This is a genomic window from Microbulbifer pacificus, from assembly GCF_033723955.1.
In the GTDB taxonomy this organism is placed as follows: domain Bacteria; phylum Pseudomonadota; class Gammaproteobacteria; order Pseudomonadales; family Cellvibrionaceae; genus Microbulbifer; species Microbulbifer pacificus.
The window spans coordinates 1,553,034-1,568,155 of the sequence record NZ_CP137555.1; the positions used below are offsets into that span (position 1 = coordinate 1,553,034).

The following is a 15,122-nucleotide window of genomic DNA, read 5'->3' on the forward strand; positions in this document are numbered from 1 at the left end:
GAGTCCTCCCATGGAAGAAGAGGTATACCCGGCCGGCCCGGCCAGCATCCCCGAAACACTGACTCGCCCCTCACGGCGATACAAAATTAACGCCTGGCTGGCGGTGTTTGGCCTGGTGTTATTTCTAACCGCGTACTTGTCCCTGGCGATGTGGTTTTGCATGACCGCCTATCGACTGACTACCGCAGCCTTCGCACCAGACGGCGATATCATGTGGGGGCTTGGAACAGGAGTATGTGCGGCAATTCTTGCGGTTTTCATGCTGAAAGCCCTATTTTTCACGAAACGAAATGAGGACGATGCCCGGGTTGAGGTCAGCGAGACAGACGAGCCCGTATTGTTCGCGTTCCTAAATCGTCTCGCCGACGACGCCGGCGCCCCAAGGCCCCACAAGGTCTACATCACGCCCGAAGTTAATGCCGCAGTCTTTTATCACCTCACTTTCTTCAACCTGCTGTTTCCGTCAAAAAAGAATCTGGAGGTCGGACTGGGGTTAGTCAATGTACTCAATCTGTCGGAACTGAAGGCCGTCCTCGCCCATGAGTTTGGCCATTTTGCGCAGAAATCGATGGCCGTTGGCACTTGGGTTTATGTTGCCCACCAGATCGCTATGCACCTTATCCACCAGCGCAATGCGCTGGACAGCTTTCTCGACGGACTCTCAAGATTCGACCTTCGGGTGGCCTGGGTTGGCTGGATACTGAAGCTCATCGTGTGGAGTATTCGCTCACTGCTGGACACTATTTTCCTGCTTGTTGTCGCAGCGCAGCGCGCACTTTCGCGTGAGATGGAGCTACAGGCAGACCTTGTTGCGGTATCAGTGACTGGTTCAGATGCTCTCGTTCACGCTCTCCACAAGTTACACGCAGCAGACGAAGCGTGGGAAAGAAGCCTCTCATTTGCCGCTAAAGAGGCGGCAGATGGACGAGCCGTCGGCGATATGTACGCAGTTCAAAGCCGGATCATCGAACATCTCGGTGTAATACTCGATGATCCTGGATTCGGTCAGATACCACCGTTGCCTGATCAGGAGCGCGAGCAGCATCGGGTATTTACCCGCGCCATCGCCTCACCACCAAGAATGTGGTCGACCCATCCGGAAAATGCCGCACGGGAGGAAAATGCCAAACGGCATTACATCGCCGGAGTGATCGATGACCGCAGTGCTTGGATAGTTTTCGCCAATCCCGAAAATTCTCGTTCGACACTGTCTGCGCAAATCTATCGCAAAGGTGAGCTCGAAACCGTTACCACAGAGCAAACTCTTGAAAAACTCGACGCGCAGTTCAACCGAGCCTACCTCCTTCCCCGGTTCCGCGGTGCATACCTTGGCCGGACGGTGGTGCGGCACGAGGAGAGTCCGGAAGCACTCTGCGACACCAGAGCGATCACCGGTGACCTTACAGAAATCCTGAAATCCCTGTATCCGGAGGATCTTTCCAGAAATCTGGATACACTGGGAAACCTGCGTGAAGAACTCGAAGTTTTGCAAGGCATACAAGAGGGCTCGCTATCGCTAAACGGTGCTGTAATTCGGCATCGCGACCGACAATTGGAACGGCATGAACTGCCAGACGCTATCACGGAATTGAAGACCGAGATCCTCGAAGCCGAACAGAAAATATACCTGCACGACAGTCTCTGTCGTGGCGCACACCGCTTGGCCGCGCGCCAGATTGGTGGAGATTGGGAGCAGCAACTTGCAGCCTTGTTGGCGCTGCTCCATTACGCCGACCATACCGAAGCCGAATTACTGGACGTTCACGGTATGCTCCGCAATGTGGTTGCTGTTATTACGGCAGACGGTCACGTAAGCAGTGGTGAACTGAATCGGCTGATGGGTGCCGCGAAAGAGGCATTCAAAGCCCTTGCACAGGTATATGATCAGGCAGAACAGGTGGACTTGGGTCAGTTAACCGCGACAGCGATGGACGCCGAAACTTGGAAAAGTACTCTGGGAGAGTTCGAATTACCGGCACCCAGTAATGACAACATCAACAACTGGATGCGGGTGATCGATAGCTGGCTCGGCAGTACAGCCAATGCTCTCGCCACACTGAAGATGGCCACTCTGGAGCAGCTGCTTGAGACAGAGAGCCGGGTTACTAAGCACTTCCTTGAGGGAACCTCCCCCGACGCAGCACCGCGCCCGCCATCGGTTCCCGAGAATTACACCACAAGAGTCACCGGAACCGAACGCAAGCTCCAGACACGCCTGGACTTTTGGGACCGATTCCAGACTGCCACCGGGCTCTTCCCCGCCCTGCTACGCTTTGGCGTCGCTGCGTCCATTATCGGTACGGTGATCGTGGCCGGTTACTTTACAGGCGGTGCGAACATCAGTGTCTACAACGGTCTGGCAACACCTGTACGGGTGGAAGTCGACAAAAAAGTGGCTCACGTCGCACCTTATGCAACTAGTTCGCTGCGCCTTCCCCACAGCGGGGAGATCGAGGTATCGGCTTATGATCTCAGTGGCACCCGCATCGAGACTTTCCGCGCAGACGCCTCTCAGCAGTTCGGTCGCTATGTTTACAACGTGGCAGGTGCTAGCCCTCTGGTGCAATGGACCCAGGTCTACGGGGAAGGTGTAGATAAGCCGCCCCTAGAGTTGGGGACCCCGCGCTGGGCGTCAACCAGAGCCGACATTTTGTTCGAAGAGCCTCCAGAAAGTGTGACTATATCCGACTACTCACGAGGGACTGTGCGTACAGTGCTTGACGGCTTCGGTGGGCTGAATCCCTTCCAGCAAGCCAGCATGGTCGAGGACCAGCAACAACTTTCGAACATGGTAAGTAAACATGTCGAGTGGGATAGTCCAGACTCCCCAACTATTGCTCTCTGGTTGGAGTTGGCCAGAAAGGTCTTCGATGACGACGTCATTCAGGACCTCAACGCAAGACTGACACACTATCCCAATGATGTTTTTGCCTTACGGTTACAACAGGATATTGCCAGGGGATCGCCTGAATATGCTCAGGTATGCACGAGGCATCAGCAGCTGGCCGCGGCCGTTCGTGATGACAGCAATCTGCATTACATTGCTGCACGCTGCTCCGAGAATGATGCCGACGCGGACCAGAAAATGCTTGAAGGCGCCGAACGCTGGCCAGAAAACCCCTGGTTCAACATGGCCAGTGGTTACGTGCTGGCAGAGCACGGACAGTGGTTTGAAGCCACTGCGGCGTGGAAAAAAGTTCTGCAGAGCAGCAATGCCTTCGATGACTGGGTCAGCCTAGACCTTGCGCGTCTCCTGCGCCTCGATAATGCAGAGCACCCTGACCTCGACCAACTTGTAAACAAATCAGAGCAACTTGGCTTCATGTTAGCTTTGGAACAAAATCAGGCACCGGAGCAACTTAAAGCCTACACCGAGCTGTCACAAGGCAACTTGGAAGCAGCCAAGTCAGCATCGCACGCGCACAAGCAGCCCCGGGTACTTCGCCTCATTGCCGCATCCGATGGAGCGGATAACGCCATCAAAAGTGAAGCACTGTTACTTCCTGCACTGGAAGGTCTGGACCATGACACGGTGTGGCTCGCATGGAGCCAGGCTGTGCTTGCGGGGCAAGACCCCGCACCGTTCGAGGAATGGGGCAAGCAGGAGTACCGACATGGTGAGCGCGCCCTCGCGTTCCTGCGTCAGATACACCAACACGGAAACACCGGCAGAGTCTCAGACGAATTGAAGGGGTTTGGTCCTCGCGAACGCGGGCAACTTCTCGCCGCCAGCCTGGTGCTACTGCAGGATAAAGCACCCAACGAATGGCGAGAGCAAGTAAGAGCACTGCTCTTTGCGACGGAGCGACCCTATTTTGATCACTCGCAGAAAACATCGCTCCCTGCCGGCTAATATCAAGAGCCTAATTCAACACCCCAGCGAACACCTTGGGGAGTTGGACCCTCAATAGTTCAAAGAAAAAGCCCCAGGATTTTCCTGGGGCTTTTTGGTTACACAGTAAAGGGCTCGGGAAATTTCCGAACCCTTTTTCTAGCGGCGCTAGTGTACGCCGTGCCGTTACGCCGAGATCGTTGGACTTAGTGCAGCACGATCACCTCATTGGCATCCAGGTTCAGTACTGCGGAGCCGCCGCTCACATTCACAGAGTCTCCGCCCACCAGGCTGCTGTACTGGCCATCGGCCAGTACCAGGTTGCTCACATTGATCGAAGTACTGCCACCGCGGTTGACCGCCACAGTGACCACATCGCTTCCGGAAACACGCTCGAATACCAGCACGTCCTGGTTGATCCAGCGCTGCTGGTAAGCCCCTGACGCCAAGGCCGGGCTCTGCGCGCGCAGGTTGGCCAGTGCGCTGATCATGCTGAATGCGGACGTGGTCTGGCTGAACGAGGGCATGCCTTCACGGTTGTAAGGGTCGTGCCCTACCTGGCCGTCGCCATTGGCGGTAAACCAGGTGCTGTTCTGCTCGGTGCCGTAGTAAATGGTGGGAATGCCCGGCAGGGTCATAACCAGCGCCATCCCCAGGTTCTGGCGCGCATCCGCCAGAGACTTGGCAAAGCCCTTGCCAGTGCGGCCGTTGTCCACCGGGCCGGTGGTCTGCAGGAACACACTGGTGCGGGTGGCATCGTGGTTGTCGAGGAAGATGGGCTGCCAGCTCTCGCGGCCGTTCATAGCCGTCGCGCGCGATTCCACATGGGCGTTCAGCTGCACCATGGAGATATCCCCGGCGATAGTCTGCTCGATATGGTTGCGCAACTGGAAGTCCAGCAACTCGGAACCGCGGCCCTCGTTCAGGAACTGCATCGACAGGCTCTCGCCGGCGCCGGCGCCGTACCACTCACCGAACACATACACGTCGGGGTTCTGCGCGCGCACCGCGCTGGTGAAGCGATTGATGAAATTCGGCTCGATATGCTTGATGGCATCGATACGGAATGCATCCACACCGTGGCTCATCCACTTCAGCGCCGCGTCAATCAGGTACTGGTCCGCCGCGCTGTTTCCGTTCACACCGTGGTTGAAGTCGGTGAGGTTGAACAGGGTCTTGTTGCGGAAGGCCCAGGGATCATCCCACTCACTGCCACAGGTGGTCGCCGGGTTACTGTCATAACAGTCGGCAATCGCGCCGTTGTGGTGATACCAGGTGCCGTTGTCCTGGTTCACGTTGGTGAGGAAGACTCCCTCCTTGTACAGCGCGCCGAATTCGTACTGGTCGTCCTGGTTGGAGTGGTTGAGGGCGATATCCAGCACTAGCTTCATGCCGCGCGCCTCCATCGCCGCATCGAGCTGGTCCACCAGCGCCCAGTCACCCAGGTGCTCGTCCACTTCATAGAAATCGCGGCCCCAGTAGCCATGGTAGGCGCCGTCGGATCCTGAATTGTCGATATTGTCGTTCAGCGGGGTAACCCAGATGGCGGTGACGCCGAGAGCTTGCAAATAATCGAGCTTGTCGATCAGCCCCTGGATATCGCCGCCCCAGTATTTTTTCCACTCGGACAGACCGCCGGCGGATTTGCTGCTGGAGGTGGCGGCGGCATTGTTGCCGTTGTCATTGCTGGTGTCGCCATTGCTGAAGCGATCGACAAACACAAAGTACATACTGCGATTGCGGAAATCGGACAGCGGCGGCTGTATTACTTCGCAACCTTCGGCGTCGACACTGGCACCTGCGGGCGTGTTGGGGCAACTGTCCTGGCTGTCAGGCACACCGTCGCCATCCGTGTCGGGCTCAACGGCACCGCAGTCGCTTCCGAGATTGGCGATAACGCTGACCAGCACGCCGCTGTCGGCGTCGACGACGATGTGAGTCCAGCCATTCGCGGGTTCATCCTGGGCCGGGAAGGCATCGCTACCCCAGCCACCGTTCGGGTCAATTTTGAAGCGCGGGCCTCCGTTGGCATCACCACTGGTAAAGTTGCGGCAAGCCTCATATTGGTTGGAGGTGCCGTCGACCAGTGTCAGCAAGTCGCCCTGGGCCCAGCTATTGTGGGTGCCGCGCAGATGCAGCGCAGCCTCAACCACAACCGCGCAACCATTGGCATCGACATTGCTGCCGGCGGGGGTGTTGGGGCAGAGGTCGAGGCTGTCGGGCACACCGTCGTTATCGGCATCCGACACGCCGGCACCGCAGTTGGCAGCCAGATTCTGGGAAGTGGAAATGGCGTTGCTCGCGGCGTTGAAGGTGATTTCTACCCAACCGGCGGCAACCGTGTAGTCCTGCACGGGTACCGCGTCGCTCCCCCATCCACCGTTAGGGTCGACCTTGAAGCGTGGGTTGGTATTGCCGGTGAAATCCTGGCAAGAGGTATAAAGGTCGCTGGTGCCCTGCCTGGTCATCAGAGTACCTTCTGCCCAGCTGTTGAAGGTACCACGCAAGTGGTAACTCACCGAAGGCGTGGTGGCAGGCAGTATCTGGTAGTTATGGGTATCGGTGTAGAACTTGATATCCCAGGTACCGGCGGCGACCGGGATATTGGCGCCACCTTGCGCGCCATTCAGACCGAAATTCTCACTCCAGTCTCCCCAGCGGTCGAACTTGATCTCACCGGCACTGGTAAAGACCACATCGTCGGCCAGCATGGTGTTGCTGCCCAGATCCTGCATCTGGTCGGCCTGCCAGTTGTTATGGGTACCGCGCAGGTACCATTCAGCCTGGGCGGACGCGCTCGCACAGAGCAGCAATCCGGCCAGCACCAGAGTTTTCTTCAACATTTTCATCATCTCGCGGTGGATTATTTTTATGTACATCGCCAGGCCAGAGAATGACCCTGTCCGGATGGTCGCGAATTCCGATGGGTCACTGCCTCCTCCCCGGGTGGGGCGTGGAGGAAATACGCGCCAGGCCAGAAGCGGGAATTACTGCAAGCACTCCCCCTCACCGGAGGGGGATAACAGCCGCCACGGCCTTGGGCACAATGGAGAAAATAACTGGAGACCTGCTCTCCTAAATGGCTCCAAACCGGTCAAACAGGTGCCCGCCATGTCCAAGCCCACAAGCCGCCTGGCCGCCAGCCTGATGTTTACGCTGACGTTCACCCTCCACCCAGCCTTTGCAGAGGCTGTACCGAGCCCGCAACTGGAGCGTGCCGAGCCGCCCTTCTGGTGGACCGATATGGCGGAGCCCAACCTGCAACTGATGCTGCACGGGCGCGATCTCGCCGGTGCTGAGGTCAGCCTCGATTACCCCGGCGTGACCATTACGAGCACCGAGCGGGAGCAGAACCCCAACTACCTGTTTATCAACCTCGCGGTGGGCGAAGACGCAAAACCCGGCACCCTGCAGATCCAGCTGCGCCAGGGTGACTGGCAGCAGGTACTGGGTTACGAGCTGAAACCGCGCGCCGCCGGTTCCGCCGAACGCAAGGGCTTCGATACCAGCGACGCCATCTACCTGATCACCCCGGACCGCTTCGCCAACGGCGACACTGGCAACGACCGCACCGCGGATACCCTCGAGGGCCCCGATCGCGGCAATCCCGGCGGCCGCCACGGCGGCGATATTGCCGGCATGCAGCAGCACCTCGACTACATCGCAAGCATGGGTTTCACCCAGGTCTGGCCCAACCCGCTGCTGGAAAACAACCAGCCCGCCTACTCCTACCACGGCTATTCCGCCACCGATTACTACCGCATCGACCCGCGCTTCGGCAGCAATGAAAGCTTCCGCGCATTCGTGGCGGCGGCGAAGAACAAAGGCATTGGTGTGATCCAGGATATGGTGCCGAACCATATCGGCAGTGGGCACTGGTGGCTCAAGGATCTTCCTGGCAACGACTGGCTAAACGGCAGGGGGATTCAACCGGGCGACTTTGAATACACCAACCACGCGCGCACCGTGCATATTGACCCCTATGCCAGCCACCGCGACCACCAGCTGTTCACCGACGGCTGGTTTGTGGATTCCATGCCGGACCCCAACCAGCGCAATTCGCGCATGGCGAACTATTTGATCCAGAACGCCATCTGGTGGGTGGAGTACGCAGACCTCTCCGGTATCCGGGTGGACACTTATGCCTACTCCGATGCGGATTTCCTCACCGACTGGTCCGCGCGCCTGATGCGGGAATACCCCAATTTCAATATCGTTGGCGAGGAGTGGACCCGTCAGCCCGCACTGGTGGCCTACTGGCAGGCGGGCAACAAAAACCGCAACGGCTATGTCTCGCATGTGCCGAGCATGATGGACTTCCCTCTGCTCTACGGCCTGCGTGACGGGCTGGAATTGCCGGAAAGCTGGAATACGGGCCTGGTCACTCTGTACGAGGCGCTGGCCAACGATGTGCTCTATCCCAACCCCAACAATCTGGTGATCCTCGGCGGCAACCATGACATGAGCCGCCTGTACAGCCAGCTGGATGAGGACCTGGGCAAGTTCCGCATGGCGGTGACCTATATCGCCACCATGCGCGGTATCCCGCAGTTCTATTACGGCGATGAAATCCTGGCGACGAGCCCGAAACAGCGCGACGACGGCACAGTGCGCAGCGACTTCCCCGGCGGCTGGGCCGGTGACAGGGTGAATGCGTTTAACGGCAAAAACCTGAGCGGCGAACAACAGCGCGCACAGGACTTTGTACGCACCCTGTTCAACTGGCGCAAAGACAAAGAAGTTATCCACCGCGGCCAGCTCAAGCACTTCGCCCCCATCGACGGCCTGTATATCTATTTCCGTTACGACGACCGCGACACGGTAATGGTCGCGATCAACAAGAGCGACAAACCGCGGGAGCTGCCGCTCGCGCATCTCGCGGAAATGCTCGGCGACAAACGCACCGCCACCGACATTGTCGGCGGCAAACCCCAATCCCTGAAAAACCTGGTGATCGCCGCCGGCGATGCGCAGGTGTTCGAAATCCAATAACTCCAATTACCGAAAAAAGTTCGACGATGAAAGAGAAAGCCAACACAAAGCCCACCGCACTGGTGAAAAAACTCGGCCTCGGCCTGTTCCTCGCCGCCGCGCTGCAGCCCGCTATTGCGAGCGAAGTGCGGGAATACCGCCAGCACCACATGCAGGACGGCGCGCTGGTAATCGACACCAGCGACAGCCAGGTCACCCTGACGCCGCTGAACAGCGCTGCGCTGGAAGTGCACTATCAGCGCGATGGCATGAAGCAGTTGCCGTCCTTTGCCATTGCCCCCAAAAACTCGACTAAAACTGCGCAACTCAAGGCGGATGTGCAGGCGCAACTGAGCGTATCCGAAGATGCCCTGCGCCTGGCGCTCGGCGACCTCACTGCGGTTATCCACAAGTCGCCCTTCGCCATTGAATTCGAGCGCAACGGCGAACCGCTGCTGGCGGAAGAACACGGTTTCTTCGCCAACCAAACCATGCGCGGTTTCCGCTTTGCGCTGCAGGAAAATGAAAAACTGATCGGCGGCGGCCAGCGGGTGCTGGGTATGGACCGTCGCGGCCAGCGCCTGCCGCTCTACAACAAGGCCCACTACGGCTACACCACCGAATCCGAGCAGATGTATTTCGGTCTGCCAGCGGTGATGAGCAGCAACAAATACATTCTGCTGTTCGACAACAGTGCCACCGGCACAATGGACCTCGGCGCCAGCGAACAGGACGTGATGCAGTTCGAGGCGGTGGCCGGGCGCAGCAGCTACATCGTGGTCGCCGGCAACACCTATCCGCAGCTGATCGAGAACTACGTGGACGTCACCGGCCGCCAGCCGATGCCGCCGCGCTGGGCCTTCGGCAACTTCGCCTCCCGCTTCGGTTACCACTCCGAGCAGGAAGTGCGCGACGTGGTGGAAAAATTCCGCGAAGAGGATTTCCCGCTGGACGCGCTGGTACTGGATCTGTACTGGTTCGGCCCGGATATCCAGGGTCACATGGGCAACCTGGCGTGGGACAACAAGGCGTTCCCCACCCCGGTGGACATGATGTCGGACCTGAATCAGCAGGGTATCAACACCATCCTGGTTACCGAGCCGTTCGTGCTCTCCACGGCCGAGCGCTGGGACAGCGCGGTGGCCGCCAATGCCCTGGCCAAAAACCTCGCCGGCCAGCCGAAGAAATTTGAATTCTATTTCGGCAACACTGGCCTGATCGACGTGTTCTCCGAAGACGGTCGCGACTGGTTCTGGAATATCTACAAAGATTTGAAAGAACAGGGTGTTGCCGGCTGGTGGGGCGACCTGGGCGAGCCGGAAGTACATCCCTCCGACACCGTACACGCGGTGGGCATGGCGGATGAAATCCACAACGCCTACGGCCATCGCTGGGCGCAGATGCTGTTCGACAACGAAAGGGCCGCGAGTCCCGAGGAGCGCCCGTTCATCATGATGCGTGCCGGTTTCCCCGGCTCCCAGCGCTTTGGCATGATCCCCTGGACCGGCGATGTCTCCCGCGAGTGGGGCGGACTCAAACCACAGGTGGAACTGTCGCTGCAGATGGGCCTGCTGGGCTTCGGCTACACCCACTCCGACCTCGGCGGTTTTGCCGGTGGCGAAAAATTCGATCGCGAGCTGTATATCCGCTGGCTGCAATACGGCGTATTCCAGCCGGTGTACCGCCCGCACGCGCAGGAGCACATCGCTCCGGAGCCGGTATTCCACGACCTCAAGACCCGCAATATCACCCGCGAGTTCGTCAAGCTGCGTTACCGCCTGCTGCCCTACAACTACACCCTGGCATTCGAAAACAGCCAGACCGGCATGCCGCTGATGCGCCCGCTGTTTTTTGACAATGAAAACGATCTGGCGCTGATGGACAACAAGGATGCCTACCTGTGGGGCAACGACTTCCTGGTGGCTCCGGTAACCGATGAAGGTGCCAGGGAAGTCGCCGTACAACTGCCCGGCGGTGTGTGGTTCGATTACTGGAACGACAACCAGTACGGCGGTGATATGGCACGAGTTAAGGTCGATCTGAAAACCATTCCCGTGCTGGTTCGCGCCGGTGCATTTATCCCCACCGTGCCGGATATGCGCAATACCCGCGAATACTCCAGCCGCAACCTGCGCCTCGATTACTACGCCCACGAATCCGCGGCGCAATCTTCCGGTTATGTCTACGAAGATGACGGTGTAACTGCGGACGCGTTTGCCAAAGGCCAGTATCAGAAACTGATGTTTGCCGGTGAGCGCAACGATGAGGCCACCCGCTTCACCTTCACCCGCGAAGGCGACGGCTACACTGGCGCACCGGAAGGCCGGAGCATCGAACTCGTATTGCACAACTGGCAGCAGGTACCGACCGCGATCAACGCGGGCGAACAGCCACTCACTATCGTGAGCAGTGAAAAGCAGTTGAGCAATAACGCGGCCTGGTTCGACAAGCGCGCTAAAACCCTGCACGTGAAATTTGCCTGGGACGGAAGCGAGCTTCCTCTCACCGTCAGCCACTAAAACAGAACGACACTGACCATGAAAAAATTTTCCCGACTGATTCTGGCATCGAGTATTGCCACTGCCCTGCTCACCGCCTGTGGCCCCGAAGCTAATGCACCGGCGCAAACCAGCGCGCCGGCGACATCCACTGCCGCTGCAGAGAATGCAGCGAGTGTTGCACAGGTCTTCGGCAAACCGGTGATCTACCAGGTGATGACCCGTCTGTTCGGCAACACCAACCCCACCAACAAGCCGTGGGGCACCATCGAAGAAAACGGCGTGGGCAAGTTCAGCGACTTCACCCCGCAGGCGCTGGCAGAAATCCGCGCTCTGGGAGCGGATTACATCTGGTACACCGGTGCCCTGCACCACGCGCTGGTGCGCGACTACACCGCTTACGGCATCGCCAACGACGACCCGGATGTGGTCAAGGGCCGCGCGGGTTCCCCCTACGCGATCAAGGATTACTACAGCGTGAACCCGGACCTGGCCAGCGATCCGTCCCAGCGCATGCAAGAATTCAAGGCGCTGATCCAGCGCTCCCACGATGCGGGACTCAAGGTCATCATCGACGTCGTGCCGAACCACGTAGCGCGCAACTACCAGTCCCTGGCGAAGCCCGAGGGCGTGCGCGATTTCGGTGCCGATGACGACACCAGCGTGGCCTATGCGCGCGACAACAATTTCTACTACGTGCCCGGCGAGCCCTTCCAGGTGCCGGTGGCGGAAGACGGCTACCAGCCACTGAACGGCGAAGCCAATGCGCTGGTAGACGGGGAATTTTCCGAAATGCCGGCCAAGTGGACCGGCAACGGTAGCCGTGCGCCACAACCCGAGCAAGGCGACTGGTACGAAACGGTAAAAATCAATTTCGGGGTGCGCCCGGACGGCAGCCACGACTTCGCGGCACTGCCGGCGGAATATGCGCAGAGAGACTACCGCGCCCACGCCGGGTTCTGGGCCGACAAGGTTGTACCGGACACCTGGAAGAAATTCCGCCAGATCACCGATTACTGGCTCGCAATGGGCGTGGACGGTTTCCGCTACGACATGTCCGGCATGGTGCCGGTCGAGTTCTGGAGCTACCTCAACTCCAGCATCAAAATGCAGAAGCCGGACGCCCTGCTACTGGCGGAAATCTACGAGCCGGAGGTGTACCGGGATTACATCCGCCTCGGCAAGATGGACTACCTGTATGACAAGGTGGGCACCTATGACGCCATTCGCGCGGTGATGGAAGGCAAGGCCGGTACCGATCCTCTGGTGGAGATCCAGCAGAGCCTCGACGGCATCGAAGACCATATGCTGCGCTTTATGGAGAACCACGACGAGCAGCGCATCGGCAGCCCGGAGTTCGCCGGTAACCCGCGCGCCGGTATCCCTGCCATGGTGGTCTCCGCCACCATCAGCGGCGCCCCCACCCTGGTCTACTTCGGCCAGGAACTGGGTGAGCCCGGCTCTGGTGACGCCGGCTTCGGCAAAGCCAGCCGCACCACCATTTTCGATTACTGGTCCGTGCCCAGTATTCGTCGCTGGAACAACGACGGCCAGTTCAATAGCACGCAGCTGAGCGAAAGCGAACAGTCACTGCGTGCGTTCTATAGCAAGCTGCTGAACTTCTCCCACCAGAGCCCGGCGCTGACCGGCGAATATCTGGACCTGCACCGCTACAACCGCGAGCACGGCAAAAACTACGCTGAGCAGCAGTACAGCTTTGCCCGCTGGAACGGCGACGATCGCCTGCTGGTGATTGCCAACTTTGAAGATGCCGACACTAACAGCACCCTTAAGCTTCCTGCAGAGCTGACCAAGTCCTGGCAGCTCGCGCCCGGTAAGTACACCCTTACCAACCAACTGCAGACAGGCAGTGTGGAACTGACCGTAGCGGAAGATCTCACCGGCTCCATCGAACTGTCGCTCCCCGCGCTGTCCGGCCAGGTGCTGAAACTCACCCGCTAACAATCTCTCCGAGAAGGTGCTGATAGTGGGTGCCACCTTGCGCGACCGTCTGCGGCCAGGACGGCCGCAGCCGAGCCCCCAGGGATGGGTTTACGGCGTGTCGCGCAAGGTGGTACCCGCTAGCTGCACCGCCACCAAATTCTCCGAGCACTATCCCAAACCCCCATCTACCAGAAACCTTCCCAGACTGATACTGTCTTAGACCTCACGGTCAGTGCATTACACTGACTTTTTTGACTTGCGGGATCAACGGGAGGAAATCGACGATGGGAAGTACGTTCAAAGACTGGCTGCTCGCCTTGGTGGTGTTGGCGGCGGTGATATTTGGTCTCTACTGGTTTGTAGTACGGGAAGCCCCCAAACCCGAAGCGCCCGCCCCCATTACCGAACCGGCGCCGCAAACCAAACCTGCCGTCGATCTCGAAGAACCCACCGAGCCGGTCATTCCGCCGACACCGGAGCCCGCCGCGCCCAAAGAAGCCCCGCGCAAACTGCCCGACCTCAACGACAGCGATAGCGAAGCCCGCAAAGACATCATCAGCCTGTCCGCCGATGGCGCCCTGGCCAATTGGATCGTATCCGATGAAGTGGTGCGCAAATGGGTGGCTGCGGTCAACACCGCCACCAAAGGCGACCTGATGCCAAAAAACCGCCCGTTCAATAATCTTGAGGGCAACATCGCGGTCAAGGAACTGGAAACCCGTGCCGACGGGCAGAAGGTGTATGTGCTGTCGCAGGAAAACTATCAGCGCTACGACCAGCCCGTGCGCCTGTTCGCGATGGTGGATACCGACAAGGCGGTTGGGCTGTATCAGTTCTGGTACCCGCGTCTGAAACAGGCTTACGGCGAACTGGGCCTCAAGAACAAGAACTTCCACGCCGCCGTAATGGCCGCCATCGACCAGGCTCTGGCGGCACCGGAAATCGAAGGCCCGATAAAGCTGGTGCGCCCCACGGTCTACTACAAATTTGAAGATGAGAAGCTGGAAAAAATGCCCGGTCTGCACAAACTGATGATCCGCATCGGCCCGGATAATGCAGCGCGGGTGAAAGAAAAACTGCGCGAGCTCAAGGCCAGCCTGCAGAACCTGCCTAGTGACGAATAAAGTAAATGAGATAACAAAATGGATTCCGGTGGCGTTCGCCACCGGATTTCAGAAGCTAGAAAAACTCGTATTCCCACAGTAACCGCAGCGACTGGTCCGGGCTTTCATCGGTGATCCCGAAAATCAGGCCGGCCTCCCAGCGAAACTGGCGTCCCTCCCCTAACCGCCAGGCACCCAGCGCCACCGGGCCTATCCCGAGCAAATCCTCCGCGGCATAGAGCTCCACCGCCGGCTCAAATTTTTCGGTGTAGCGATAGCGTATCTGGCCGCGAAATTCTGTTTCAAATTCGTCTTCTTCCCGACCCCACTCGTAGATAAGCGCGAAGTTTCCGGTACCGGTCCAGCGACCCCACTCTTTCGCAACAAGTACCGTTGCTGCGGCTTCCCACTGGTTTTCCTCATATTTGCGCTCGAGTTCGAACAGCATGCCCCAGTCTGCAGAGTACTCACCCTGTTCGCTCAGCTGCCATTTTGCTTCGAGCTCTGCCGCTTCTATGTCGAAACCCTCACCCGGCCTTTTCTCGCCGATGGCATAGATTTCGCCAAACCAGTGTTCGGAAAAACCGTAACCGACACTGAAGTGGTGCTGCCACAGCCCATTCAACTCTTCCTCGTCGGTATCTCGTGTGCGCACGGCACGCCATTCGATTTCCGTTTCCTGGTATTCCACGTAGGGGTCATAAACCTTGTCTACCAGTTTGCCGTCCGCCAGCGCCGGAAGGCTGGGCAAAAGTGCCGCCATCCAAATTAGCC

The 15,122-nt window shown here is 58.7% G+C and carries 7 protein-coding genes; 5 read left to right on the plus strand and 2 right to left on the minus strand.

The genetic code is table 11. The annotated features are described in order from the left end of the window. Positions 1-10 precede the first annotated feature (10 nt). Entirely contained in the window at positions 11-3,853 is a 3,843-nt protein-coding gene (locus R5R33_RS06920) for a M48 family metallopeptidase (protein WP_318955292.1), read from the plus strand. A gap of 185 nt (positions 3,854-4,038) precedes the next feature. Here R5R33_RS06920 and R5R33_RS06925 read toward each other — a convergent pair whose 3' ends face one another. Then, on the minus strand, positions 4,039-6,681 hold the full coding sequence (locus tag R5R33_RS06925) for an alpha-amylase family glycosyl hydrolase (protein ID WP_404810394.1): 2,643 nt from the start codon (positions 6,679-6,681) through the stop codon (positions 4,039-4,041). A 262-nt stretch (positions 6,682-6,943) separates the two neighbouring features. Between R5R33_RS06925 and R5R33_RS06930 the strand changes: the two genes are divergently transcribed. From R5R33_RS06930 to R5R33_RS06945, 4 genes are all read left to right on the plus strand, one after another. Further along, entirely contained in the window at positions 6,944-8,824 is a 1,881-nt protein-coding gene (locus R5R33_RS06930; protein WP_318955294.1) for a glycoside hydrolase family 13 protein, read from the plus strand. 26 nt (positions 8,825-8,850) lie between these two features. Next, a complete protein-coding gene (locus tag R5R33_RS06935; RefSeq protein ID WP_318955295.1) occupies positions 8,851-11,322 on the plus strand; it encodes a glycoside hydrolase family 31 protein in 2,472 nt (823 codons plus the stop codon). Positions 11,323-11,340: 18 nt separating this feature from the next. Continuing rightward, positions 11,341-13,263 (plus strand): alpha-amylase family glycosyl hydrolase, encoded by a 1,923-nt coding sequence (locus R5R33_RS06940; RefSeq protein WP_318955296.1) that lies wholly within the window; start codon positions 11,341-11,343, stop codon positions 13,261-13,263. Positions 13,264-13,529: 266 nt separating this feature from the next. Then, positions 13,530-14,369, plus strand: a complete 840-nt coding sequence (locus tag R5R33_RS06945) for a DUF3014 domain-containing protein (RefSeq protein ID WP_318955297.1) — start codon at positions 13,530-13,532, stop codon at positions 14,367-14,369. A gap of 55 nt (positions 14,370-14,424) precedes the next feature. Here R5R33_RS06945 and R5R33_RS06950 read toward each other — a convergent pair whose 3' ends face one another. Then, positions 14,425-15,111, minus strand: a complete 687-nt coding sequence (locus R5R33_RS06950; RefSeq protein WP_318955298.1) for a hypothetical protein — start codon at positions 15,109-15,111, stop codon at positions 14,425-14,427. Between the last annotated feature and the right edge of the window lie 11 nt (positions 15,112-15,122).